Source organism: Pelagivirga sediminicola (genome assembly GCF_003072125.1).
GTDB classification, from domain to species: Bacteria; Pseudomonadota; Alphaproteobacteria; order Rhodobacterales; family Rhodobacteraceae; genus Roseovarius; species Roseovarius sediminicola.
In genome coordinates this window covers 239074-261661 of the sequence record NZ_QCYH01000004.1, presented here as the reverse complement: position 1 = coordinate 261661, position 22588 = coordinate 239074, and the positions used below count along the sequence as shown (strand labels likewise).

The 22588-nt window shown below is 65.0% G+C and carries 22 protein-coding genes, 1 other RNA gene and 1 pseudogene; 13 read left to right on the top strand and 11 right to left on the bottom strand.

The window, feature by feature from the left end:
• Positions 1 to 75 precede the first annotated feature (75 nt).
• Genes DC366_RS09510 through DC366_RS09495 form a run of 4 tightly spaced genes read left to right on the top strand, consistent with a single transcriptional unit; the run spans position 76 to position 3969 of the window.
• Positions 76 to 1056 (top strand): ABC transporter permease, encoded by a 981-nt coding sequence (locus tag DC366_RS09510; protein WP_108692031.1) that lies wholly within the window; start codon positions 76 to 78, stop codon positions 1054 to 1056.
• Positions 1053 to 1961: an ABC transporter permease gene (locus DC366_RS09505; protein WP_108691958.1), complete on the top strand. Its 909-nt coding sequence runs from the start codon at positions 1053 to 1055 to the stop codon at positions 1959 to 1961. The genes DC366_RS09510 and DC366_RS09505 overlap by 4 nt, the downstream gene beginning before the upstream one ends.
• Positions 1961 to 2944, top strand: a complete 984-nt coding sequence (locus DC366_RS09500) for an ABC transporter ATP-binding protein (RefSeq protein ID WP_108691957.1) — start codon at positions 1961 to 1963, stop codon at positions 2942 to 2944. Before DC366_RS09505 ends, DC366_RS09500 begins: the two co-directional genes overlap by 1 nt.
• Positions 2941 to 3969 carry an ABC transporter ATP-binding protein gene (locus DC366_RS09495; RefSeq protein ID WP_207768685.1) on the top strand — a complete coding sequence of 343 codons (1029 nt, stop codon included), beginning with the start codon at positions 2941 to 2943 and terminating at the stop codon, positions 3967 to 3969. Before DC366_RS09500 ends, DC366_RS09495 begins: the two co-directional genes overlap by 4 nt.
• Before the next feature lie 41 nt (positions 3970 to 4010).
• On the opposite strand, the gene modC is transcribed toward DC366_RS09495, so the two are convergent.
• Genes modC through modA form a run of 3 tightly spaced genes read right to left on the bottom strand, consistent with a single transcriptional unit; the run spans position 4011 to position 6558 of the window.
• Positions 4011 to 5096, bottom strand: a complete 1086-nt coding sequence (gene modC / locus DC366_RS09490) for a molybdenum ABC transporter ATP-binding protein (protein WP_108692029.1) — start codon at positions 5094 to 5096, stop codon at positions 4011 to 4013.
• Positions 5093 to 5779 carry a molybdate ABC transporter permease subunit gene (modB, locus tag DC366_RS09485; protein WP_108691956.1) on the bottom strand — a complete coding sequence of 229 codons (687 nt, stop codon included), beginning with the start codon at positions 5777 to 5779 and terminating at the stop codon, positions 5093 to 5095. The genes modC and modB overlap by 4 nt, the downstream gene beginning before the upstream one ends.
• Positions 5776 to 6558: a molybdate ABC transporter substrate-binding protein gene (gene modA / locus DC366_RS09480; protein ID WP_108691955.1), complete on the bottom strand. Its 783-nt coding sequence runs from the start codon at positions 6556 to 6558 to the stop codon at positions 5776 to 5778. The genes modB and modA overlap by 4 nt, the downstream gene beginning before the upstream one ends.
• Positions 6559 to 6700: 142 nt before the next feature.
• Here modA and DC366_RS09475 point away from each other — a divergent pair, with 142 nt between their 5' ends.
• From DC366_RS09475 to ptsP, 5 genes are all read left to right on the top strand, one after another.
• Entirely contained in the window at positions 6701 to 7186 is a 486-nt protein-coding gene (locus DC366_RS09475; RefSeq protein ID WP_108691954.1) for an NUDIX hydrolase, read from the top strand.
• A gap of 45 nt (positions 7187 to 7231) precedes the next feature.
• On the top strand, positions 7232 to 7687 hold the full coding sequence (locus tag DC366_RS09470; RefSeq protein WP_341476691.1) for a DUF1178 family protein: 456 nt from the start codon (positions 7232 to 7234) through the stop codon (positions 7685 to 7687).
• 79 nt (positions 7688 to 7766) lie between these two features.
• Positions 7767 to 8171, top strand: coding sequence for an ACT domain-containing protein (locus DC366_RS09465; RefSeq protein WP_108691953.1), 405 nt, complete (start codon positions 7767 to 7769; stop codon positions 8169 to 8171).
• A 103-nt stretch (positions 8172 to 8274) separates the two neighbouring features.
• Positions 8275 to 9513, top strand: a complete 1239-nt coding sequence (locus DC366_RS09460) for an aspartate kinase (RefSeq protein WP_108691952.1) — start codon at positions 8275 to 8277, stop codon at positions 9511 to 9513.
• Between the two features lie 65 nt (positions 9514 to 9578).
• Complete coding sequence (gene ptsP, locus DC366_RS09455) at positions 9579 to 11822, top strand: phosphoenolpyruvate--protein phosphotransferase (RefSeq protein WP_108691951.1); 2244 nt, start codon at positions 9579 to 9581, stop codon at positions 11820 to 11822.
• On the opposite strand, the gene DC366_RS09450 is transcribed toward ptsP, so the two are convergent.
• From DC366_RS09450 to DC366_RS09440, 3 genes are all read right to left on the bottom strand, one after another.
• The gene (locus DC366_RS09450) at positions 11819 to 12586 is read right to left on the bottom strand and encodes an EcsC family protein (protein WP_108692027.1); all 768 of its coding nucleotides are present in this window, start codon (positions 12584 to 12586) and stop codon (positions 11819 to 11821) included. The genes ptsP and DC366_RS09450 overlap by 4 nt on opposite strands.
• A gap of 34 nt (positions 12587 to 12620) precedes the next feature.
• Positions 12621 to 13106 carry a GNAT family N-acetyltransferase gene (locus tag DC366_RS09445; protein WP_243405089.1) on the bottom strand — a complete coding sequence of 162 codons (486 nt, stop codon included), beginning with the start codon at positions 13104 to 13106 and terminating at the stop codon, positions 12621 to 12623.
• Positions 13107 to 13233: 127 nt separating this feature from the next.
• Positions 13234 to 14823 (bottom strand): SulP family inorganic anion transporter, encoded by a 1590-nt coding sequence (locus tag DC366_RS09440; protein WP_108692026.1) that lies wholly within the window; start codon positions 14821 to 14823, stop codon positions 13234 to 13236.
• Positions 14824 to 15084: 261 nt separating this feature from the next.
• On the opposite strand from DC366_RS09440, the gene DC366_RS09435 reads away from it, so the two are divergent.
• From DC366_RS09435 to ffs, 4 genes and pseudogenes are all read left to right on the top strand, one after another.
• The gene (locus tag DC366_RS09435) at positions 15085 to 15972 is read left to right on the top strand and encodes an S-methyl-5'-thioadenosine phosphorylase (protein WP_108691949.1); all 888 of its coding nucleotides are present in this window, start codon (positions 15085 to 15087) and stop codon (positions 15970 to 15972) included.
• Between the two features lie 27 nt (positions 15973 to 15999).
• Positions 16000 to 16083 (top strand): annotated as a pseudogene (locus DC366_RS09430) (LysE family translocator); the annotation flags it as partial.
• 152 nt (positions 16084 to 16235) lie between these two features.
• Positions 16236 to 16772 carry an adenine phosphoribosyltransferase gene (locus tag DC366_RS09425; protein ID WP_108691948.1) on the top strand — a complete coding sequence of 179 codons (537 nt, stop codon included), beginning with the start codon at positions 16236 to 16238 and terminating at the stop codon, positions 16770 to 16772.
• A gap of 161 nt (positions 16773 to 16933) precedes the next feature.
• Positions 16934 to 17030: signal recognition particle sRNA small type (gene ffs, locus DC366_RS09420), an RNA gene on the top strand.
• 65 nt (positions 17031 to 17095) lie between these two features.
• Here ffs and DC366_RS09415 read toward each other — a convergent pair.
• From DC366_RS09415 to DC366_RS09395, 5 genes are all read right to left on the bottom strand, one after another.
• Positions 17096 to 18400, bottom strand: coding sequence for a branched-chain amino acid ABC transporter permease (locus DC366_RS09415; protein ID WP_108691947.1), 1305 nt, complete (start codon positions 18398 to 18400; stop codon positions 17096 to 17098).
• The gene (locus DC366_RS09410) at positions 18397 to 19407 is read right to left on the bottom strand and encodes a branched-chain amino acid ABC transporter permease (protein ID WP_108691946.1); all 1011 of its coding nucleotides are present in this window, start codon (positions 19405 to 19407) and stop codon (positions 18397 to 18399) included. The genes DC366_RS09415 and DC366_RS09410 overlap by 4 nt, the downstream gene beginning before the upstream one ends.
• Before the next feature lie 52 nt (positions 19408 to 19459).
• Positions 19460 to 20284: an ABC transporter ATP-binding protein gene (locus DC366_RS09405; RefSeq protein ID WP_108691945.1), complete on the bottom strand. Its 825-nt coding sequence runs from the start codon at positions 20282 to 20284 to the stop codon at positions 19460 to 19462.
• A 97-nt stretch (positions 20285 to 20381) separates the two neighbouring features.
• The gene (locus DC366_RS09400; protein WP_108691944.1) at positions 20382 to 21164 is read right to left on the bottom strand and encodes an ABC transporter ATP-binding protein; all 783 of its coding nucleotides are present in this window, start codon (positions 21162 to 21164) and stop codon (positions 20382 to 20384) included.
• A 226-nt stretch (positions 21165 to 21390) separates the two neighbouring features.
• On the bottom strand, positions 21391 to 22575 hold the full coding sequence (locus tag DC366_RS09395; protein WP_108691943.1) for an ABC transporter substrate-binding protein: 1185 nt from the start codon (positions 22573 to 22575) through the stop codon (positions 21391 to 21393).
• Positions 22576 to 22588: the final 13 nt, after the last annotated feature.

Genomic DNA, 22588 nt, shown 5'->3' with positions numbered 1-22588 from the left:
TTAGACGCCCCTCATTCTTTTCGGAACGTTTCCGCCCCTCCAGCACCCGCCAGAGAGCGCATAGCCGACATGCACATCATCGCATTTCTCATCCGACGCGCCTTTCAGGCGGTGATCGTGATGTTCGTCATCTCCCTCATCGGGTTCTCCATTCAGGACAATCTGGGCGACCCGCTGCGCGAGCTTGTGGGCCAGTCCGTGTCCGAGGAAGACCGCGATGTGCTTCGCGACCAGCTGGGCCTGAACGATCCGTTCCTCGTGCAATATGGCCGCTTCCTGGGCCGCGCGGTGCAGGGCGATCTGGGCACGTCCTATTTCTTCAAACGCCCCGCGCTCGACGTCATCATGGATAAATTCCCCGCCACGTTCGAACTGGTTTTGGGCGCCGTCGTCATCTTCCTCGGGCTGTCCATCCCCGGCGGCATCTATTGCGCCATCAACCGCGATAAATGGCTGGCCAAGACCATCATGACCGCGTCGATTATCGGCATTTCGATCCCCGTCTTCCTGACCGCGATCCTGCTGGTCTGGCTCTTCGGGGTCGAGCTGGGCTGGCTGCCCGCTTTCGGCCGCGGCGAAACCTATCGCCTGCCATGGGGCTGGGAGACAGGCTTTCTCACATGGGACGGGCTGGCGCATCTCATCCTGCCATCCATCGCGCTCAGCTCAATCATGCTGCCGCTGTTCATCCGCCTGATCCGCGCCGAAATGATGGAGGCGATGGGCACCGATTATGTCCGCTTCGCCCGCGCCAAGGGGCTGTCCACCCCGCGCGTGCGCTATGTCCACGCCTTCCGCAACACGCTGCTGCCGGTCGTCACGGTGGGCGGTCTGATGATCGGCACGCTGATCGCCTACACGATCCTGACGGAAACGGTGTTCCAATGGCCCGGCATGGGGTTCCTGTTTCTTGAGGCCGTGAACCGTGTCGATACGCCGCTGATCATCGCCTATATCATCGTCGTCGGCCTGATCTTCGTTGTCGTGAACACCATTGTCGATTTCGTCTACACGCTCATCAATCCGATGGTGAAACTGCCGGGGGCCAAAGCATGATCACTTGGCAGGGTTTTCTCAAACGCTTCCTGTCCGATCCGGTCGCCATCGGCGCGGGCATCGTGCTGCTCTTCCTGATCGTCATGGCGGTGCTGGCCCCGTGGATCGCGCCGCAGAACCCCTATGACCTCTTGCAACTCGACATTATGGACAGCGAGCTGCCCCCCTCTTGGCGCGATGGTGGCGACGAGCGCTATTGGCTGGGCACCGATGCGCAGGGGCGCGGCGTGTTCAGCACGATCATGTATGGCACCGGCATCAGCCTGATCATCGGCATCGGCGCGGTCATCGTCCAAGGCATCCTCGGCGTCACGCTGGGCCTTTGGGCCGGGTACAAGGGCGGCTGGGTCGACAGCTTCCTGATGCGCCTTGCGGATATCCAGATGTCGCTCTCGACGCTGATGATCGCCATCATCGCGCTCGCCCTCTTTCAGGCGGCGTTCGATGCCAATGTCTATGCCGATTACGCGATCTTCATGCTGATCATCATCATCGGCATCGCCGAATGGCCGAAATTCGCGCGCACGGTGCGGTCCTCGGTGCTGGGCGAGAAGAACAAGGAATACGTGGACGCCGCCCGCGTCATCGGCCTGCCCGCGCGCAAGGTGATGTGGGTGCACATCCTGCCCAACACCCTGACCCCGGTGCTGGTGATCTCGACGATCCAGGTCGCCGAGGCGATCATGACCGAAGCCGCGCTTAGCTTCCTCGGCCTCGGCATGCCGACGGACAAGCCGTCGCTTGGCTCGCTGATCCGGTCGGGCTTTGAATTCATCTTTTCAGGCAGCTGGTGGATCACGCTCTACCCCGCGCTCGTGCTGGTGGCGCTGGTGCTGGCGCTCAACCTCCTGGGCGACTGGCTGCGCGACGTGTTGAACCCGAAACTGCGCCGGGGAGACGACTGATGGCCCTTCTCGAAGTCCGCGACCTGCGCGTCGCCTTCCCCCGTGGCAAAAAGGGCGAGGTCGAGGCCCTGCGCGGTGTCGATCTGACGCTGGAAAAGGGCCAGCGGCTGGGCGTCGTCGGCGAATCCGGCGCCGGCAAATCCATGCTGGCCTTCGCCATCCTCAACCTCATCGCCGAGCCGGGCCGCGTCACCCAAGGCTCCGTCACCTTCGACGGCGAGAACCTTCTGACCATGTCCGAGCGGCAGATCCGGCGCATCCGCGGCAACCGCATCTCGATGATCTTTCAGGATCCGATGGTCACGCTGAACCCCGTGCTTTCCATCGGCACGCAGATGATCGAAACGCTCAAGGCGCATCGCCGCATCACGGACCGCGAGGCCCACAAGCTCTGCGTCGACAAGCTGAAACTGGTTGCGATCCCCTCGGCCGAAAGCCGCATGGACGCCTATCCGCACGAGCTGTCGGGCGGCCTGCGCCAGCGCGTGGTCATCGCCATCGCCCTGCTGACCGATCCCGAACTGATCATCGCGGACGAGCCGACAACCGCGCTCGACGTGACCATTCAGGCCGAGATCATGTCGCTGATCCTGACGCTCTGCCGCGAGAACAACGTGGCACTGATCCTCATCACCCACGATCTGGGCGTGGTCGCCGAGGTGACGGAGCGGTTGATGATCATGTATGCCGGCAAATGCGTCGAGACGGGCCGCACCCGCGACATCATCGACCGGCCCAAGCATCCCTATGCCGTCGGCCTGCTCAAGGCTCTGCCGCAGAACTCCACCCGCGGCGCCAAGCTCTACCAGATCCCCGGCTCCATGCCGCCCATCACCAACCTGCCCTCGGGCTGCCCCTATCATCCGCGCTGCGAGCGGGCGACGGACGAATGCCGCGCCGCCATGCCGCCGCTGGAGCATGGCGTCGCCTGCTTCCACCCGATGCACGAAACCCCGGCCGAGGAAACGGAGGCCACCACATGAGCGACGTGACCGATCCCATCGTCGAGACGCGCGGCCTGGAAATGCGGTTCTCGCTGCCCACGCATTTTCTCAGCCGGGAAAAGCCGGTGCTGCACGCGCTGTCCGGCGTCGACGTCAAGATCCGCAAGGGCGAGACGTTCTGCGTTGTCGGCGAATCCGGCTGCGGCAAGACCACCCTCGGCCGCGCCATCATGGGGCTGCTGACACCCTCCTCGGGCGAAGTCTATTTCCGCGGCCGGCGCATCGACACGATGGACGAGGCCGAGCGCAAGCCCGTGCGCGCCGACATGCAGATGGTGTTCCAGAACCCCTACGCGTCGCTCAACCCGCGCCGCAACGTGTTCCAGACGCTGGCCGAGCCGATCCGCCATCTGATGCCCGAAAAATCCGAGGCCGACGTGCGCGCGCAGGTCGAGGACGTGCTGGACGCCACCGGCTGCGATCAAAGCTGGCAGCGCAAGCTGCCGCATGAGTTTTCCGGTGGCCAGCGCCAGCGCATCGCCATCGCCCGCGCGCTGGTGACGAACCCCGCCTTCGTCGTCGCGGACGAGCCGATTTCGGCATTGGACGTCTCCATTCAGGCGCAAATCCTGAATCTTCTCAATGACTTGCAGGACGAACGTGATCTTACTTACATGTTTATTACGCATGACCTCAGCGTGGTCGAGCATTTCGGTGATCGCGTCGCGGTGATGTATCTGGGTCAAGTGATGGAGTTGGCGCCGACCGGCAACATCTTTGACGATCCCAAGCATCCCTATACGCAGCTTCTGCTCGCCGCGATCCCCAAGCTTACCGGCGGCTCCTTCGACGCGCCGCGCACGCCGGGCGAATTGCCGGACCCCGTCAACCCGTCGCCCGGCTGCCCGTTTGCCCCGCGCTGCGCCATCGCACAGGACATTTGCCGCGCCGAGCGTCCCCGCCTGCGCCCGATCGAGGACAGCGGCACCATGGCCGCCTGTCATTTCGCGGAAAACTCCCGTGAGTTGATAATGGACAAGGAAAACGCTGGCGTCTCGGGATAAATGCGCCGCTCAGGTTGCAAAAGAACAAGCTGCAGGCGCTCTCAACTCCCGATATCCGCCCGTGCGACCGCCGTCGCCTTCAGCACGGCATAGCAATCCATGCCCGGTCGCAGCGCCAGATCCTCCAAGGCGTCGGCGGTGATGCGTGCCAGCAGCCGCGCCTCACCGATCCGCAGCGACAGGGCCACGCCCGGCCCGTCGCCGCGACGGATCTCCTCGACGACAGCGGGCAGGATGTTGCGGGACGACAGCCCCTCTGGCCGGGCCAGCGACACCAGCACATCCTGCGCCAGAACCCGCACACGCAAGGTCTGGCCGACCTCCGCCTCGATCCCCGGCAGCCGCAACGTGCCGCCGCCGATCTCCAGTCGGCTCAGCCCGCCGGGGCTCCGCTCGGTCACTTTCGCGATCAGGACCGATCCGGCCTCGCGCACGCCGATCAGCGGCACCATCGCCGGATCGCTCAGCACGTCGGTGATATCGCCCTGCCGCAACACGCGGCCCTCGCGCAGCACGACGATGCGGTCAGCCAGCCGCGCGATTTCGGCGACGCTGTGGGTGATGTAGACAATCGGCACCGTGCCGCTGTCGCGCAAGCGCTCCAGATAGGGCAGGATCTCGTCCTTGCGCGGGCCGTCCAGCGCCGCCAGCGGCTCGTCCATCAGCAAAAGGCGGGGCCGCATGAGCAGCGCGCGCGCGATGGCGACGCGCTGCTTCTCGCCCCCCGACAGGCTGCGCGGGCGGCGGGCCATCAACGGCTCGATCCCCAGCATCGCCATGATCGCGCCCTCGTCCAGCCCCGGCGCACCGGCGGGCGCATAGCGCGCGCCAAAGGCGATATTGCGCGCCACGTCGAGATGCGGAAAAAGCCGTCCCTCCTGAAACACCACGCCGATCCGCCGCCGCGCAGCGGCGATGCAAATCCCTTGGGCGCGATCAAACAGCACATCGCCCCCAAGCTCGATCCGCCCCCGATCCGGCCGCAAGAGCCCCGCAACGGCGTTGCCGATGGTCGATTTGCCCGACCCCGAGGGACCGAAGATCGCGGTTACGCCGCTGCCCGCCTCAAACGCCGCCTCCAGCGCGAATCCGTCGAAGCGATGCGCGATATCGACGCTCAGGCTCATGCCCCGATCCTCGCCGCCATGCGCCGCGCCAGCCATTCGGACAGCAGCACCGCCCCGATGGCGACGCCCGACGCCAGCAGCACCAGCCGCAGCGCCGCGCCCTCGCCGCCCGGCACCTGAAGGAACGCGTAGATCGCGGAGGGCAGCGTCTGCGTCTGGCCCGGAATGTTGGCGACAAAAGTGATCGTCGCGCCGAATTCGCCCATCGCCTTGGCAAAGCCCATGACCGCCCCCGCCAGTATTCCCGGCCCGATCAGCGGCAGCGTGACGCGCGCGAACCCCGCCCAGCGGCCCGCGCCCAGCGTCGCCGCGGCCTCCTCCAGCCGGGGATCGACCGCCTCGATCGACAGGCGGATGGCGCGCACCATCAGCGGAAATCCCATGACCCCCGCCGCCAGCGCCGCGCCGGTCCAGCGAAAGGCGAAGACGATCCCGAGGGACTCCAGCAGGCCGCCCACCGCGCCGTTGCGGCCAAAGGTCAGCAGCAGCAGATAACCCGTCACCACCGGCGGCAGGACCAGCGGCAGATGCACCAGCGCGCTGACCAGCGCGTGCCCCGGAAACCGCCGCCGCGCCAGCAGCCACGCCACCGCAATCGCGACCGGCAGGCTGAAAAGCGTCGCCACCAGCGACACTTTCAACGACAGCGCCAGCGCGTCATATGCGGCGGCGTCCAGTGTCACGGGGCGTCCGTGAGGGGCACGAAACCGTGCGCCGCGAACACCTCGCGCGCCTCGGCGCCTTGCAGGAACGCCATGAAGGGCGCGCCCGCCTCGCTCAGCGCGGCCACCGGGTAGATGATGGGATCGTGCATGCCCTCGGGAACGCGGTAGACCACGCGCACCCCCGGCTCGGCCGCGGCATCGGTGGCATAGACCACGCCCAGCGGCGCCTCGCCGCGCGCGACCAGCGCCAGCGCCATGCGCACGTTGTCCGTCTCGGCCAGATGCGGCATCAGCGCGTCCCACATGCCCGCCGCCTCCAGCCAGGCGCGACCATACATGCCGGCCGGCACGCTCTGCGTCTGGCCGATGGCCATGCGCCCGCCAGCCAGCCGCGCCAGCAGCGTGCCTGCATCCGCGCCGTCCAGGTCCGGCGTATCCGCCGGCGCGATCACGACCAGCGCATTGCCCACCAGCGCGACGCGCTGCGCCGGGTCAACGGTGCCATTCTCTTCCAGCCAATCCATCCAGTCGGTATTGGCCAGAAACGCCACGTCCCCCGGCGCGCCTTCGCCGATCTGCCGCGCCAGCGTGCCGCTGCCGCCCAGCGACACGGCCACCTCCGCCGGATAGACCGCGGTGATATCATCCATCGCGTTCTTCAATGACGCCGCGGCAAAGACCGTAATAGCCTGCTGCGCATGCGCACCCGGCGCCAGCAAGAGCAGCGCCGCAAGGCCCGCGGCTCCGCCCTGCCGCAGCCGTGCAAAAAAACGATCGCTTGCGCGTTTGATCCGCATTTCCCTGTCTCCTTGCGCCATTCAGCCGCGGCCAATTCTTCAACGATTTCCGCAAGCTGTTGTTATTCTGGCCATCCTCGCCATATAATTGCCGAAGGCAATAGCCAAATTGGGAAAGCACGCAGCAGGCGCAAAGGGCCAGATGGACAGCGAAAACACCGCACCGACGGCGCATATTCCGATTGATCTGAGCGACGCAGGCAAAAGCGATCTGCGCACGCAATTCGCCGCGCTCTGCTATCGGATGCGGCGCGGCAAGCCGGAGGTGTTGCTGATCACCAGCCGCGGATCGGGCCGCTGGATCGTGCCCAAGGGCTGGCCGATGGACGGCAAGACCCCCATGCAAAGCGCCGAGATCGAGGCCTGGGAAGAGGCCGGCGTGCGCGGGCGCATCCATCCGCGGTGCCTGGGCCTCTATTACTATCACAAGAGCGTTCCGGGCGGCGCTGATCTGCCTTGCGTGGCCATGGTCTATGCGCTGAAAGTGCGCGAAGTGGCCGCCGACTTTCCCGAGGCCGGGCAGCGCAAACGCAAATGGCTGCGCCCGAAAAAGGCCGCCGCGCTGGTGGACGAGCCCGAACTTGCGCATATGATCCGCAAGTTCGACCCCGCGCGCGCCGGCGGCTGAGCGGGGCCGCCACGCTTGATATCCGCGCGGGAGGCTATATTTATCATGGGTGAAGCCGGGCTGGAAAAGATGATAAAGTTCTCGTTGAAATGTGCCGAAGACCACCGTTTCGATAGTTGGTTTCAATCGGCGGCCTCCTTTGACAAGCTGGCGCGGGCGGGCTTGATCGTCTGTGCGGAATGCGGCAGCCCTGACGTCACCAAAAGCATCATGGCGCCCAGCGTGCAATCCGCCCGCGGCGATGCGCCGCCCAAGCGGCAGCAGCTTGCCGCGCCCGAGACGCCCGCGCAAAAGGCCATCGCGCAGCTTCGCAGGAAGGTCGAGGCGAACTCGGAATATGTCGGCACGGATTTCATCCGCCAGGCGCGCGACATCCACGAGGGCGCCGCGCCCGAACGCCCGATCTGGGGCGAAGCACGCGCCGACGAGGCGCGCAAGCTGATGGATGACGGGGCCGCGATCCTGCCGTTGCCGTTCCGCCCGACGCGCAAGGTCAACTGAGGCCCCGATCCTGCTGGACAAGGGCCGCCCGGCCATGGTTTTACGGAAGATAGCCGCAAACCAATGCCGGGAGGGCCGGATGGCCGGAGAGCACGATCTCAAACATCTTCTGTCGGGAATGTCGCCGGTACTGGATCCGCTGACATATGTTTTCGTCACCTTGCCGGGACATAGCGTGCCGCCGGGTCTGGACCCGCGCATGACCATGCAGGAGGGCGAAGGCACCACGATCATCATCACGCGCGACGCGGCCCAGGCTGCTGGCCTTCCATATGAATTTCCCTGCCGGATGATCACGCTGAACGTGCATTCCGCGCTGGACGCCGTGGGATTTCTGGCGAAGGTGACGACGCGGCTTGCGGGGCTGGGCATGGGGGTCAACCCGGTGGCGGGTTTCTATCACGATCACCTGTTCATTCCCGCCGAGCGCGCCGAGGACGCAATGACCGCCCTTGGCGAAATGGTGCGCGAGGCCCGCGGCTAAAGCGTTTCGCCCCTGGCGGACGCCCGGCGCCCCGACGCCCGCTATTGCCCTTGGCGCGCGCGCCGCGTAAACCGCCCCCGAACTTGCCACAAGGAACGCAAAGATGCCCGTTCTCGTGATGAAATTCGGCGGCACATCCGTCGCCAATCCTGACCGTATCCGCCGCGCGGCCAAGCGCGTGGGCGTCGAGGTTGCCAAAGGCTATGACGTGATCGTCATCGTGTCGGCGATGTCCGGCAAGACCAACGAACTGGTGGGCTGGGTCGGCGAGACGTCGCCGCTTTATGACGCGCGCGAATATGATGCCGTGGTCTCTTCGGGCGAGAACGTGACGGCCGGACTCATGGCGCTCACCTTGCAGGAAATGGACATACCCGCGCGCAGCTGGCAAGGCTGGCAGGTGCCGGTCAAGACCACCAGCGCCCATTCCGCCGCGCGGATCGTCGATATTCCGCCCGCCAACATCATGGCGAAATTTGCAGAAGGCATGCGCGTCGCCGTCGTCGCCGGCTTTCAGGGCATCAGCCCCGAGGGCCGCATCACCACGCTGGGCCGCGGCGGCAGCGATACCACCGCCGTCGCCTTCGCCGCCGCGATGGGGGCGGAACGCTGCGATATCTACACCGATGTCGACGGCGTCTACACCACCGATCCGCGCATTTCGCCCAAAGCGCGCAAGCTGGACCGCATCGCCTATGAGGAGATGCTGGAACTGGCCAGCCTTGGTGCCAAGGTGCTGCAGACCCGCTCGGTCGAGCTGGCGATGCGGTTTAACGTCAAGCTGCGCGTGCTCAGCAGTTTCGAGGAACAATCAGATGACGCCGGCACCCTTGTCTGCGCCGAGGAGGAAATCATGGAATCCAAAGTTGTGACCGGCATCGCTTATTCGCGCGACGAGGCCAAGATGACGCTTCTTTCGGTCGCGGACCGTCCCGGCATTGCCGCCGCCATCTTCGGCCCGCTGTCCGAGGCGGGCGTGAATGTGGACATGATCATTCAGAACATCTCGGAGGAGGGGCGCACCGACATGACCTTCTCCTGCCCGACCGAGCAGGTCTCGCGCGCCGAAAACGCCCTGAAAAAAGCGATCGAGGCGGGGCAGATCGATTATTCCAATCTGGTCGCGGACACCGACGTGGCCAAGATTTCGGCGGTCGGCATCGGCATGCGCAGCCAGTCCGGCGTTGCCGCCCAGATGTTCCGCACGCTCAGCGATGAGGGGATCAACATCAAGGTGATTGCAACCTCCGAGATAAAGATTTCCGTGCTGATCGACCGGAAATACATGGAACTCGCCGTTCAGGCGCTGCATGATGCCTTCGATTTGGACAAGGCCGGGTAAGATGCGGGTGACCTGCCCCGCGGCGCCCGGCCGCGATTAACCGAAAGGCGCGAAAGCACCCGCTGATGAGCCAGGACTTCCAGACCGACAGCCGCCAGATGCTGGGCCGCCTGCGCGGCGTGATGGCTCAGGACGCCGCAGGCCAGGCGCGTCTGGACCAGATCACGCATCTGATCGCCGAGGAAATGCGCATCGAGGTCTGCTCGATCTACCTGTTCCGCGACGAGGACATGCTGGAGCTGTGCGCGACAGAGGGCCTGAACCCCGAGGCCGTGCACCAGACCCGGATGCGTCTGGGCGAGGGGCTGGTCGGGCGCGTTGCCCGCACGGGGCAGGTCATCAACACCGATGACGCGCCCAACACGCCCGGCTTCCGCTTCATGCCGGAGACCGGCGAAGAGGGTTATTCGTCCTTTATGGGCGTGCCGATCCAGCGTCTTGGCGAAAAGCTGGGCGTGCTGGTGGTGCAGTCAAAAGACGCGCGCAGCTTCTCCGAGGAAGAGGTCTACGCGGTCGAAGTCGTCGCCATGGTCCTGGCCGAGATGACCGAACTGGGCGCCTTTATCGGCGATGGCGCCGCGATGAAGGCGCGCCACCAGCACCCCGTTCAGTTTCGCGGCACCACGGCGCAGGAGGGCGCGGCGCGCGGCCATGTCTGGCTGCACGAGCCGCGCGTCATCGTCACCAACCTCATCGGCGAAGACCCGGTGCGCGAGCTGGAACGCCTGAACGAGGCGGTGGACGAATTGCGCGTCGGCGTGGACCGCATGCTGACCAGCGCCCGTTTCGGCGACAAGGAACAGCTGGAAGTGCTGGAAGCCTACCGCATGTTCGCCAATTCCAAAGGCTGGATGCGCCGCATGGAAGAGGACATCAATCGGGGCCTGTCTGCCGAGGCTGCGGTCGAAAAGGAACAATCCACCGCCCGCGCCCGTCTGGGACAGGTGGCCGATGCCTACCTTCGCGACCGGCTGCATGATCTGGACGATCTCAGCAACCGCATGCTGCGCATCCTGACCGGACAAGGCACTGGAACGGCTGCAGAAATGCCCTCCGATCCGATCCTGATCGCGCGCAATATCGGCCCGGCCGAACTGCTGGATTATGGCCGCAGCCTGAAGGGTATCGTGCTGGAAGAAGGCGCCGTCGGCAGCCACGCCACCATCGTCGCCCGCGCGCTGGCGATTCCGCTTGTGATCCACGCCAAAAACATCACGACCGAGGCGATGAATGGCGATCCCATCCTCGTGGACGGTGATCAGGGGGTCGCTCACCTGCGCCCCGGCGAGACGGTGATCGCCGCCTTTCGCGACAAGATGGCGATGCAGGCCAAGGCGCAGGAACGCTATGCCTCGATCCGCGACAAACCCGCGACCACGCTTTGCGGACGCACCCTGTCGCTGACGATGAACGCGGGCCTGATGGCCGATCTGCCCAGTCTCGAAGGGTCCGGCGCCGATGGGGTGGGCCTTTTCCGGACCGAGCTGCAGTTTCTGGTCCGCTCGAAAATGCCCAAACGCGCCGAGCTGAGCGAGCTTTACAGTCGCGTCATGGATGCCGCCAAGGGGCGCGACGTGGTGTTCCGCACGCTCGACATCGGCTCGGACAAGGTGCTGCCCTACATGAAGCCGACGGACGAGCCTAACCCGGCGATGGGCTGGCGCGCGATCCGCGTGGGGCTGGACAAGCCGGGCGTCATGCGCATGCAGCTTCAGGCGCTTATCCGCGGCGCCAAAGGACGCCCTTTGTCGGTCATGTTCCCCTTCGTCGCCCAGCGCGAGGAATTCAACGCGGGCCGCGCCGAGCTGAACAAAGCGCTGGAGCGCGAGCGTATTCTGGGCCACCCCCTGCCCGCCACCATGCGGCTGGGCGCGATGCTGGAGACGCCGAGCCTGGCCTATGCGGCCGACCAGTTCTATCGCGATGTCGATTTCCTGTCGATCGGCGGCAACGATCTGAAACAGTTCTTCTTTGCCGCCGACCGCGAGAACGAGCGCGTGAGGCGCCGCTATGACACGCTCAACATCAGTTTCCTGACCTTTCTGCAAGGCATCGTCGAGCGCTGCATGGCCACGGATACCCCGCTGAGTTTCTGCGGCGAGGACGCCGGCAGACCTGTCGAGGCCGCCTGCCTTGCCGCCATCGGGATCCGCAGCCTGTCGATGCGGCCCGCGTCGATCGGTCCGGTGAAGTCCATCCTGCGCCGCACCGATCTGGACGAGCTGCGCAGCGTCATCGACGAGGCGGGCCGCCGGGGGGACCAATCGGTGCGCCCCTGCGTCATGGATTATCTGCGCGAGAAGCTTTAGCTTTTTTGCGTCGGCATCGCGACGCGGGCGCGAAATGCCTCCAGCAACTCGGCATGGCTCATATCCGCCTCGATGGCGAGGCGGCGAAGACCGAAATGCACATGCGCCATCTGCTGGTAGTAATCGGTGAAGGCATAATTGGTGACCGCCCCGGCCGCCGCGCCCAGCACCGGCACCGTCTGCGCGGCCAGTTTCTGCCCCAGAACCACGCTCAGACGCGGCGCGACCTTTGAGATCAGCGCCTGCACCGTCTTGCCGCTGACCGCGACGCGCGCGCCCAGAAACGCCAGATCCGCGCCGTCGTCATGGTCCAGCGGACCGGCGGCCGCGAAGACCTGCACACAGTCGAACCGCACGCCTTCCTCGCTGGGATCAAAGCCATGTTCGCTGGCGACGTCCTGAATGGCGCGCAAGAGGATCGTCGTCGTGATCGGCAACTCCGCCAGTGCCGAGGGCAACCCGCCAAAGCCGCCGGCCGCACCCATCGCCGTGGTCACCGCGCGGTTCAACCATCCCGGTTGCCCGCCGACCATCCCGCGCGACCGGTGCGCGGCGCCCATCGCCATCTGCAATGCCTGCTCGGTGCGGCCCTCAAGACGTCCGCGCACGCCGTCCGGCAACCGCTCCAGCAGCGCCTCGGCGCGCCCTCCGATGACGTTCAGCACCTGAATGCCTATATTGCCCGCGCGCGCATGGCGCCGCGCCAACGCATCCAGCCTCAGCGCGACGGCGGCCTTGTCGATCGGGGGGTCCAGAAGATCCATCATCCGATATAGATCAGCGCATTATTCCCCGGTTTCAAGCGGCGCGTGTCACTTTTCCTGCAATCCCGGCCCATGCCTCCGGTATCAGATCCAGACCCAGCACCCGGTCGGGGTTGGTCGGCGGCGGCATTTCGACAGCGTCCAGCCGCGCAAATCCGAAACGCCCGTAATAAGGCGCGTCCCCGACCAGCATGACACGTTGCCACCCCGAATCGCGCGCCCGCGCCAGCGAGCTGCGCATCAGATAGCCGCCCAAGCCCTCGCCCTGATGTGTCGGATGGACCGCGATCGGCCCCAACAGCAGCGCTGCGGCATCGCCCACACGAACCGGCCAGTACCTGATGGCGCCCGCCAGAATACCGCCCTGATCGCGCGCAACCGTGCTGAGCCCCTGCACGGGCGGCACGCCGTCGCGCAGGCGGTAGGAGGACAGCGCCTCGCGACCGGGGGCAAAGCACAGATCCAGCAGCGCTTCGACCTCCCACCAGTCGCTGTCCGTTTCGGGCATGAGCTCCAGCACTGCTTGGCCTTTAGCAAGGATTGTCGGCGCTGCGCGTAGCATGCGGCGCCGGGCCGCACAATTGAAACGCGCAGCCTGCGTGAAAGCGTTTCAGGTTACATCTGAGCCTGATAAAACCGGAAACGCTTCAGTGTCCGGCGCCCAGAACGCCGGTGCGCACGTCGTAATCCACCGCGACCATGTATTCGGGATCATCGTCGCTATCGATCATCAGATGCCCCGCCTTGGTCAGCAGGCGGTGGCAATCGCGGCTCAGGTGGCGCAGTTGCAGCGTCTTGCCCGCCGCCTGATACTTGCCCGCAAGTGCCTCGATCGCCTGAAGGGCGGATTGGTCCACAACGCGGCTCTGGTCGAAATCGACGACCACCGTGTCCGGATCGCCGTCGATATCGAAAAGCTCGGCAAAGCCCTCGGCCGAGCCGAAAAAGAGCGGGCCTTCGATGCTGTAGACCCGTGCGCCGCTGGCGTCGGTCTTGGTCGTGGCGTGAATGCGTTTGGCGTTGTTCCACGAATAGGCCAGCGCCGAGACGATCACGCCGACGACCACCGCGATGGCCAGATCGTATTTCACCGTGACCGCCGTCACCAGAACGATCACCATCGCATCCGTCAGCGGCACCTTGCGCAGGATCGTCAGCGAATTCCACGCAAACGTGCCGATCACCACCATGAACATGACCCCGACCAGCGCGGCGAGCGGGATCTGCTCGATCGCGGGGGCGGCGAAGAGGATGAAGATGAGCAAGAACAGCGCCGCCGCGATGCCCGCGATCCGCGTACGCCCGCCCGATTTCACGTTGATCATCGACTGCCCGATCATCGCGCAGCCGCCCATGCCGCCGAAAAACCCGGTCAGCGTGTTGGCCAGACCCTGGGCGATGCACTCCTGACTGGCGCCGCCGCGGCGGCCAACCATTTCGCCCACGAGGTTCAATGTCAGAAGGCTTTCAATCAGGCCGATGGCGGCCAGGATGATCGCATAGGGCAGGATGATTTCGAACGTCTCAAGGGTAAAGGGGACCATCGGAATGTGAAAGCTGGGCAACCCGCCCTTGATCGAGGCCAGATCGCCGACGCGCGGCACGTCCAGCCCGAACGCAATCACCAGCGCCGCGACAACGCCGATCCCCGCGAGCGGTGCGGGGATGATGCGCGTGATGCGCGGCGTGATCCAGATGATTCCCATGGTCAGCGCCACAAGCGCCAGCATGACAAACAGCGGCGTGCCGCTCAGCCAGACGCCGCCGCCGATGCCGTGACCGGTATCCACCATCGTGCCGGGCACCTTGAACTGGCCCAGTTGCGCAAGAAAGATGACGATCGCAAGCCCGTTGACAAAGCCCAGCATGACAGGATGCGGCACAAGGCGGATGAACTTGCCCCATTTCAGCACGCCCGCCGTCACCTGCATGAGCCCCATCAGCACGACGGTCGCGAAAAGATACTCGACCCCGTGCTGCGCCACCAGCGACACCATCACCACCGCCAGCGCGCCTGTCGCGCCCGAAATCATGCCGGGCCGCCCGCCGATGACGGCCGTAACCAACCCCACGAGAAACGCCGCGTAAAGCCCGACAAGCGGATGCACCCCCGCGACAAAGGCAAAGGCCACAGCCTCCGGCACCAGCGCCAGCGCAACGGTCAGCCCTGCCAGAAGCTCGATCCGCAGGCGGCCGATACTGAACGCTTCGTCCTGCATGACGCGCAGGTCGGGCATCGTGATGGTCTTGGCAAAGGCGGCCAGCGAGGTTTTCAAAGCACAGGTCCTGTCATCATCGGGGGTCAGGTAAGTGGCCCGTTTACCCGCCCCCAGCCCCCTTGACCACACCCCAAATGCCACGAATCCCCTTGCCAAACCCTTAAATCACGAGCGCCGCTTCCGAAATTTGCACGTTTTCCGGGCCGCTGCGGCCCCCCGCGCTTTTCATCCCTGCGATCTGCGCCTAGACCCAAACCGAACAGGCAGGAAGGGCATCATATGACAGATACCATGATCGGGGTGATCGGGGGCTCGGGCATCTACGACATCGAGGGGCTGGAGGGCGCCGAATGGCGTGATGTGCCCGGCCCCTTTGGCGCCCCGTCGGACCGGATCCTGACCGGAATGCTGGACGGTATGCCGATGGCGTTTCTGCCCCGCCACGGGCGCGGCCATGTGCACAGCCCGTCCTCGGTGCCCTACCGCGCCAATATCGACGCGCTCAAGCGGCTGGGCGTGAGCGACGTGATCAGCATCGGCGCCTGCGGCTCCTTCCGCGAGGAGATGGCGCCGGGCGATTTCGTGATCGTCGATCAGTATATCGATCGCACCGTCGCGCGTGAAAAGTCATTCTTCGGTCCCGGCTGCGTGGCCCACGTCTCGGTCGCCAATCCCACCTGCCCGCGCCTTGGCGCTGCCTGCGCCACCGCGGCCGAGGCATCGGGCAGCCGCGTGCATCGCGGCGGCACGTATCTGGCAATGGAAGGCCCGCAATTTTCCACCTTGGCCGAAAGCCGCCTTTACCGCGAGGCATGGGGCTGCGACGTGATCGGCATGACCGGCATGCCGGAGGCGAAACTCGCCCGCGAGGCCGAGCTTTGCTATGCCTCGATCGCAATGATCACCGATTACGACAGCTGGCATCCCGATCACGGCGAGGTTGACGTGACCGCCATCATCGCCACGCTGATGGGCAATGCCGCACGCGGCAAGGTAATGGTGCGCGCCCTGCCCGCCCTGCTGCGGGGCGCGCGCACGCCGTGCCCGCATGGCTGCGACCGCGCGCTGGACCACGCGATCCTGACCGCGCCCGAGCACCGCGATGCCGCGATGCTGGCGCGGCTTGACGCCGTGGCGGGCCGGGTTCTGAATGGTCCGGCGCACTGACCGCGAGACCATGACAGGAAATCGCGCATGCCCCTTGAACTCTGTCTGACCTTCGTCGCCGCCTCCTCTGCGCTTCTGCTGATCCCCGGGCCGACCGTCTTCTTCATAGTCTTCGTGCCGGGCTGACGCGCAGCGGCGGCGCGGCGCTGATCGCCATGAGCATGATGACCGCACTGATGCGGCGCGCCCACGTCTGACCCGGGTTGCGCGCCACCGTCCAAGCCGCCAGAAAGGGCGCATAAGCTCAGCCAAAGGGCGCTTTCATGCCGCAAAAAGCCATCCGCGATTATATCCGCACCATCCCCGACTTTCCCAAACCGGGCATCCGGTTTCGCGACGTGACGACCCTTCTGTCCGATCCTGCGGGACTTGCCATGACGATCGAGCAGTTGGCCGATCCCTATTCAGACGTCGGCATCGACAAGGTCATCGGGCTGGAGGCGCGAGGCTTCATCCTGGCCGGGGCGGTGGCGCACCGCTTGGGCGCGGGGTTCGTGCCGGTGCGCAAGGCTGGCAAACTGCCCGGCGCTGTCATCTCGCAAAGCTACAGCCTCGAATATGGCGAAGCCACGTTCGAGCTGCATGAGGACGCGATCGAGCCGGGCGAGACGGTGCTGATCGTCGACGATCTGCTGGCTACCGGCGGCACCGCCGCCGCCGGCGCGATGCTGGCCGAGCGGCTGGGCGCGCGCATCGCCGCCTGCGCCTTCGTCGTGGACCTGCCGGATCTGGGGGGCCACGCGCGACTGGTGCAGATGGGCCTGACCGTCCAGACCCTCTGCGCGTTCGAGGGCGATTAGAGCTTTTCGCGGAGAACCTCGCGAAACGCCGACGACATATAAGCGTGGCGCGCGTTTCGCCACTGGCTGACGGCTCAGGTTAAAGGCGAAACGGCGAAACGCTTCAGGCCCCGCTGCGCCCCCTCTTGCAAACCGGCGTCATCCTCGTTAAATCATTCATCGAGAGGTTGGCGCGGGCAGGCGCCTCGCCAACCCGGTCAGATCCGGAAGGAAGCAGCCGTAACGAGCCCCGCTTGGGTCGTTGTCCAGCCTCTCACCTTACCCCATTCACCGAAAAACGCCCCCCGCATCGCGAGGGGCGTTTTCGTGTGTCGGGCATTGCGCTACTTCTCGGGGATCAATCCGCGCGGGCTGAACCGCAGCACCAGCAGCAGAACGACACCCATCGTCAGCAGGCGCATATGTGCAGCCGATTCCAGAAGATGCGTCTTCAGCCAATAGCCGTCCGCCATGCCCGACGTGATCAGATCCATCAGGAGCCTGCCCATCGGCTCCACCTGAACCCACAGGAACCAGATCAGGAAACCGCCCAGCACGGCGCCGAAATTGTTGCCCGATCCGCCGACGATCACCATCACCCAGATGAGGAAGGTAAAGCGCAGCGGTTGATAGCTGCTGGGCGTAAGCTGCCCGTCCAACGTGGTCATCATCGCGCCCGCGATACCGCATATGGCGCTGCCAAGGATAAAGACCTGCAAATGGCGTTTCTTCACATCCTTGCCCATCGCCTCGGCCGCAACCTCGTTGTCGCGGATCGCGCGCAGCATCCGGCCCCAGGGGCTGTCCAGCGCCTTTTGCGCGAGCCACAGAAGAACCAACAGAACGACCAGAAACAGACCGGCATAGAGCAGTTTGACATAGATGGTCGACGCCTCGACAGGATCGAACCCCAGTCCTGCAACGCGGTCCACAAAGGCAGGATCGTTCTGCAGATCGATCTCGAACGGCACGGGGCGCGGCACGCCGATCACGTTCTTGACGCCGCGCGACAGCCAGTCCTCGTTCTTCATCACGGCGATGATGATCTCGGCAATGCCCAGCGTCGCAATCGCCAGATAGTCCGACCGCAGGCCCAGCGCCGTCTTGCCGATCAGCCACGCGGCGCCCGCAGCGAACAGCCCGCCAACGGGCCAGGCCAGCAGCACCGGAAGGCCTAGACCGCCCAGATACCCCGTCGCCGCCGGATCAATCGCCTCGATCGCGCCCACGCCGGGATCCAGCACGGCGCGGTAGATGAAAAACCCCGCCACCAGCAGCACGATCATCGCCAGCGTGCGCAGCCAGCCTGCATTCATCGCCCGGTAAAGCAGCACCGCCGCCACGATCGTCGCCGCGCCCAGCACCAGCGCCAGCAAGACGCGCAGGCCGCCCGCGGCCCAAGCCTCGGTCGTCGGCGGCATCGAGATCAGCACGGTCGCCAGCCCGCCCAGCGCCACGAAGCCCATGACACCGATGTTGAACAGCCCGGCAAAGCCCCATTGCAGGTTCACCCCCAGCGCCATGATCGCCGAAATCAGCCCCATGTTGAGGATCAGCATCGCGGCGTTCCAACTTTGCAGGAAACCGGTCAGCAGGATCAGCACGCCGACGATTGCGAAAAGGCCGGTATTTTTAACCATGTCGCTCATACTGACTGCCCCTTGAACAATCCCGTTGGCTTGAACAGCAGCACGATCAGCAGGATCACGAAGCTGACCGCGAACTTGTAATCGGTGCTCAGAAGCTGCACCAACCCATCCGGCGCAAGACTTTCGGGCATCATGTAGCCCAGCACCTTTTTCCACGCATAGGTGATCGTCACCTCCGAGAAGGCGATGACGAAACCGCCCGCGATGGCGCCCAGCGGACTGCCCAGACCGCCCACGATGGCACTGGCGAAGATCGGCAAGAGCAGCTGGAAATAGGTGAACGGCTTGAACGACTTATCCAGCCCGTAGAGCACCCCGGCGGTGGTCGCCAAGGCGGCGACGATGATCCATGTCAGCATCACGACCCGCTCGGGGTTGACCCCGGACAGCAACGCCAGATCCTCGTTGTCGGAATAGGCGCGCATGGACTTGCCCGCGCGCGTGCGGTTGAGGAACCAGAACAGCAGCGCCACCACGACAACCGCAGTGATGACGGTGATGACCTGCGTCGACTTGATCGCCAGCCCCTCATCGAGCCCGGTCATTTCCTTGAATGTGCGGGCAGAGACAACAAACCGCTCGCCGTCAAGGAACCGCTGGTCATCGGGGCCGATGACAAAGCGCACGATGCCGTTCATGATGAACATCACGCCCATCGACACGATGACGAGGATCACCGGCTTGGCCTTCTTCTCGCGGTAGAACTGGTAAACGGCGCGATCCGTGACCAGCAGCAAGACGATCGTGCCCAGGATCCCGACAGGCAGCGCCAACAGCGCGGTGGGCAGCGGCCCCAGGCTGACGCCCAGTGACTGCAGCCACCACGTGACCAGCACCGTGACCATCGCGCCGAAGGCCATCGTGTCGCCATGGGCAAAGTTCGAAAACCGCAGGATGCCGTAAACCAGCGTCACCCCCAGCGCGCCCAGCGCCAGCTGGCTGCCATAGGCGACGCCGGGGATCAAAACGTAGTTGGAAAGCGAGACAAAGGCGTTGAGAAAATCCATCAGTCGCGGACCCCGCTGCAATCAAAGGTGAATTGAAAACCGTCCCGCATCCTCACCCTCCCAGAAAACTCTTGCGCACTTCGTCGTCCGCCAAAAGATCCTTGCCGGTGCCGGTATAAGCATTGGCCCCCTGCACCAGAACATATCCTTTGTCGGCAATCTCCAGCGCCTGGCGCGCGTTCTGCTCGACCATCAGGATCGGGATGCCGGTGCGCGCCACCTCTATGATGCGGTCGAACAGCTCGTCCATGACGATGGGGCTGACCCCTGCCGTCGGCTCGTCCAGCATCAGCACCTTGGGCTGCGTCATCAGCGCGCGGCCCACCGCCACCTGCTGGCGCTGCCCGCCCGACAGCTCGCCCGCGGCCTGATAGCGCTTGTCGCGCAGGATCGGAAACAGATCATAGATCTGCTCCATCGTGCCGCGGAAATCGTCGGTGCGGATGAAGGCACCCATCTCCAGGTTCTCCTCCACGGTCATGGAGGCGAAGATGTTGTTCGTCTGCGGCACAAATCCCATACCCTTGCGCACCCGGTCCTGCGGCGACAGCGCGGTGATATCCTCGCCATCCAGCCGCACATGCCCGGCGCGCAGATCCAGCATGCCGAAGACCGCCTTCATCGCCGTCGACTTGCCCGCGCCGTTCGGGCCGACGATCACCGCGATCTCGCCCTTTTCAACGGCAATGGTGCAATCGTGCAGAATGTCGGGGCCGCTGCCATAGCCGCCCGTCATGCCCTCGCCGATCAGGAACGGCCCGCCCGGCGCCGCCGAAGCATGGCCGCCCTTCTTGACCGGATGCGACGTGCTGCCGCCGCGCGGATTGGCGATTGAGGCGTCCTTGTTGCCCCGATCGCCATAGGGATCGCTGCTCATGCTTCTTCTTGCTCCAAATATCCCGGGGGAGCGTTGAATTTTCCCGAAAATTCAACGCCGGGGGCAGCGCCCCCGTGCCAGCGGCCAGCACCCAGGCTCATGCGCTCACCGCGTCGCGGTTCTTCAGCCCCGTGCCCAGATACGCCTCGACCACCTGTTCGTTGGCCTTGATCTGGTCCAGCGTTCCGGTCGCCAGAACGCGTCCCTCGGCCATGCAGATCACCGGATCGCACAGGCGCGCGATGAAATCCATGTCATGCTCGATCACCACGAAGGTATAGCCGCGCTCCTCGTTCAGGCGCAGGATCGCATCGCCGATGACGTTCAGAAGCGTCCGGTTCACGCCCGCGCCCACCTCGTCCAGAAAGACGATGCGCGCATCCACCATCATCGTGCGGCCCAGCTCCAGCAGCTTTTTCTGCCCGCCCGAGATCTGCCCGGCCTTCTGCTCGGCCAGATGCTCGATCGTCAGGAATTCCAGCACCTCGTCGGCCTTGGCCCGCAGCGCGCGCTCCTCGTCTGCGATCCGTCTGCGGCCGAACCACGTGTTCCACAAACGCTCGCCCGACTGGCCGCCGGGGACCATCATCAGATTCTCGCGGCAGCTCATCGAATGAAATTCATGGGCGATCTGAAAGGTGCGCAAAACGCCCTTGTGGAACAGATCGTGCGGCGGCAGGCCGGTGATGTCCTCGCCGCCCATCGTGACGCGGCCCGACGTGGGTTTGTGCACTCCTGCGATCACGTTGAACAGCGTCGTCTTGCCCGCGCCGTTCGGCCCGATCAGCCCGGTGATGGCGCCCTCGTCAAAGGACAGGCTGGCGCCATCGACGGCGTGAAAGCCCCCAAAATGCTTGTGGAGATCCTCGACAACGATCATCCATCTTCTCCCTGTGGTCCCCCCTGTCCGTGCATGTGCATCGCGGGCGGTTTTATGTCTGCGCTGCCGGGGGCCGGCACATCGTCCCGGCGCCCGCGCAGATCTCATCTTTATAGAATGTCACAAGGTGCGCGCAACAGCCCGATTGCCCGGACCCGGCACAGCCGATGTGACGCTGCCGGCCCGCAACGCATCGCGGGTCGGCAAATCACGGGTTGCGGACGGATCAGCGGTAGCCGACGCCTTCCATCTTGCCGTCCTTCATCTCGATCTCGCGATAGCTGCCCGCGCTTTCGCCGCCGCCGATGAGTTCGACCGCCGATGCGCCCACATAGTCCACCTCGCCGCCATCCTTCAGGATCTGCAGCGCGCGGCCCAGATCGCCGGGCATGATCTCTTCGCCCGGTGCGTTGGCCACATCCATCACCTTGTCCTTGTAGACGTTCGGATCGGTCGAGCCTGCGGCCTGCATCGCCAGCAGGATCAACGCCGCCGCGTCATAGCTTTCGGGAGCAAAGGCGCCGGTCGCGTCAAAGCCTGCTTCCTTGCCCATTTCCTGGAACTTGACCGGACCGTCGCCCGCCGCGCTGGGATGCTGGCCAAAGGAGCCTTCGGTCCGCTCGGCGAAATTCTTCTCCAGCGTCTCGGAGACCATGCCATCGGGATACATGAACGTATCGAAGGCGCCCGAATCAAGCGCGCCGTTGATGATGCCCGCGCCGCCCTGATCGATATATCCGGCCACGACCAGCACGTCGCCGCCCGCAGAGGCCAGCGCGCCCACTTCGGCGGAATAGTCCGCCTTGCCGTCCTCGTGCGAGGCGTTCATCGTGACGGTGCCGCCGGACTCGGTGAACGCGGCCTCGAAGCTGTCGGCAAGCCCCTTGCCGTAATCGTTGTTGGTATAGCTGACGGCGACTTCGGTGATGCCGCGATCGTTCAGGATGTCGGCCATGACCTGACCCTGGCGCGCATCCGACGGCGACGTGCGGAAGAACAGGCCGTTATCCTCCACCGTGCTCAGCGCGGGCGAGGTCGCGGACGGCGAAATCATCACGACACCGTTGGGAATCGCCGCGTTCTGCAGAACCGCGCCCGTCTCGCCCGAGCACATGCCGCCGATGATGCCCTTGACCCCGTCCGAGGTGATCAGGCGTTCGGCCGAGGCCACCGCAAGGCTGGCATCGATGCAGCCGGTGTCGCCCTCGACCGAGCTGACGGTCTGGCCATCCAGAAAATTGCCGGACTCGTTGACCTGCGCGATGGCAAGGTTCGCCCCGGCGGTCATGTCACCCGAAATGGATTCCAGCGGGCCCGTAAATCCCAGCAAAATCCCCAGCTTGACGTCCTCGGCATGGGCCATTCCCGCCGTCAGCGCGGCGGCTGCGCTGGCCATAAGCAGTTTTTTCATTTTTTCTTCTCCC

Coding starts and splice junctions, on each gene's coding strand:
- DC366_RS09505 (WP_108691958.1), top strand. CDS start 1,053: ATGATCACTTGGCAGGGTTTTCTCAAACGCTTCCTGTCCGATCCGGTC.
- DC366_RS09500 (WP_108691957.1), top strand. CDS start 1,961: ATGGCCCTTCTCGAAGTCCGCGACCTGCGCGTCGCCTTCCCCCGTGGC.
- DC366_RS09495 (WP_207768685.1), top strand. CDS start 2,941: ATGAGCGACGTGACCGATCCCATCGTCGAGACGCGCGGCCTGGAAATG.
- modC (WP_108692029.1), bottom strand. CDS start 5,096: ATGAGCCTGAGCGTCGATATCGCGCATCGCTTCGACGGATTCGCGCTG.
- modA (WP_108691955.1), bottom strand. CDS start 6,558: ATGCGGATCAAACGCGCAAGCGATCGTTTTTTTGCACGGCTGCGGCAG.
- DC366_RS09475 (WP_108691954.1), top strand. CDS start 6,701: ATGGACAGCGAAAACACCGCACCGACGGCGCATATTCCGATTGATCTG.
- DC366_RS09470 (WP_341476691.1), top strand. CDS start 7,232: ATGGGTGAAGCCGGGCTGGAAAAGATGATAAAGTTCTCGTTGAAATGT.
- DC366_RS09465 (WP_108691953.1), top strand. CDS start 7,767: ATGGCCGGAGAGCACGATCTCAAACATCTTCTGTCGGGAATGTCGCCG.
- DC366_RS09460 (WP_108691952.1), top strand. CDS start 8,275: ATGCCCGTTCTCGTGATGAAATTCGGCGGCACATCCGTCGCCAATCCT.
- ptsP (WP_108691951.1), top strand. CDS start 9,579: ATGAGCCAGGACTTCCAGACCGACAGCCGCCAGATGCTGGGCCGCCTG.
- DC366_RS09450 (WP_108692027.1), bottom strand. CDS start 12,586: ATGGATCTTCTGGACCCCCCGATCGACAAGGCCGCCGTCGCGCTGAGG.
- DC366_RS09440 (WP_108692026.1), bottom strand. CDS start 14,823: ATGCCCGACCTGCGCGTCATGCAGGACGAAGCGTTCAGTATCGGCCGC.
- DC366_RS09435 (WP_108691949.1), top strand. CDS start 15,085: ATGACAGATACCATGATCGGGGTGATCGGGGGCTCGGGCATCTACGAC.
- DC366_RS09425 (WP_108691948.1), top strand. CDS start 16,236: ATGCCGCAAAAAGCCATCCGCGATTATATCCGCACCATCCCCGACTTT.
- DC366_RS09415 (WP_108691947.1), bottom strand. CDS start 18,400: ATGAGCGACATGGTTAAAAATACCGGCCTTTTCGCAATCGTCGGCGTG.
- DC366_RS09410 (WP_108691946.1), bottom strand. CDS start 19,407: ATGGATTTTCTCAACGCCTTTGTCTCGCTTTCCAACTACGTTTTGATC.
- DC366_RS09405 (WP_108691945.1), bottom strand. CDS start 20,284: ATGAGCAGCGATCCCTATGGCGATCGGGGCAACAAGGACGCCTCAATC.
- DC366_RS09400 (WP_108691944.1), bottom strand. CDS start 21,164: ATGATCGTTGTCGAGGATCTCCACAAGCATTTTGGGGGCTTTCACGCC.
- DC366_RS09395 (WP_108691943.1), bottom strand. CDS start 22,575: ATGAAAAAACTGCTTATGGCCAGCGCAGCCGCCGCGCTGACGGCGGGA.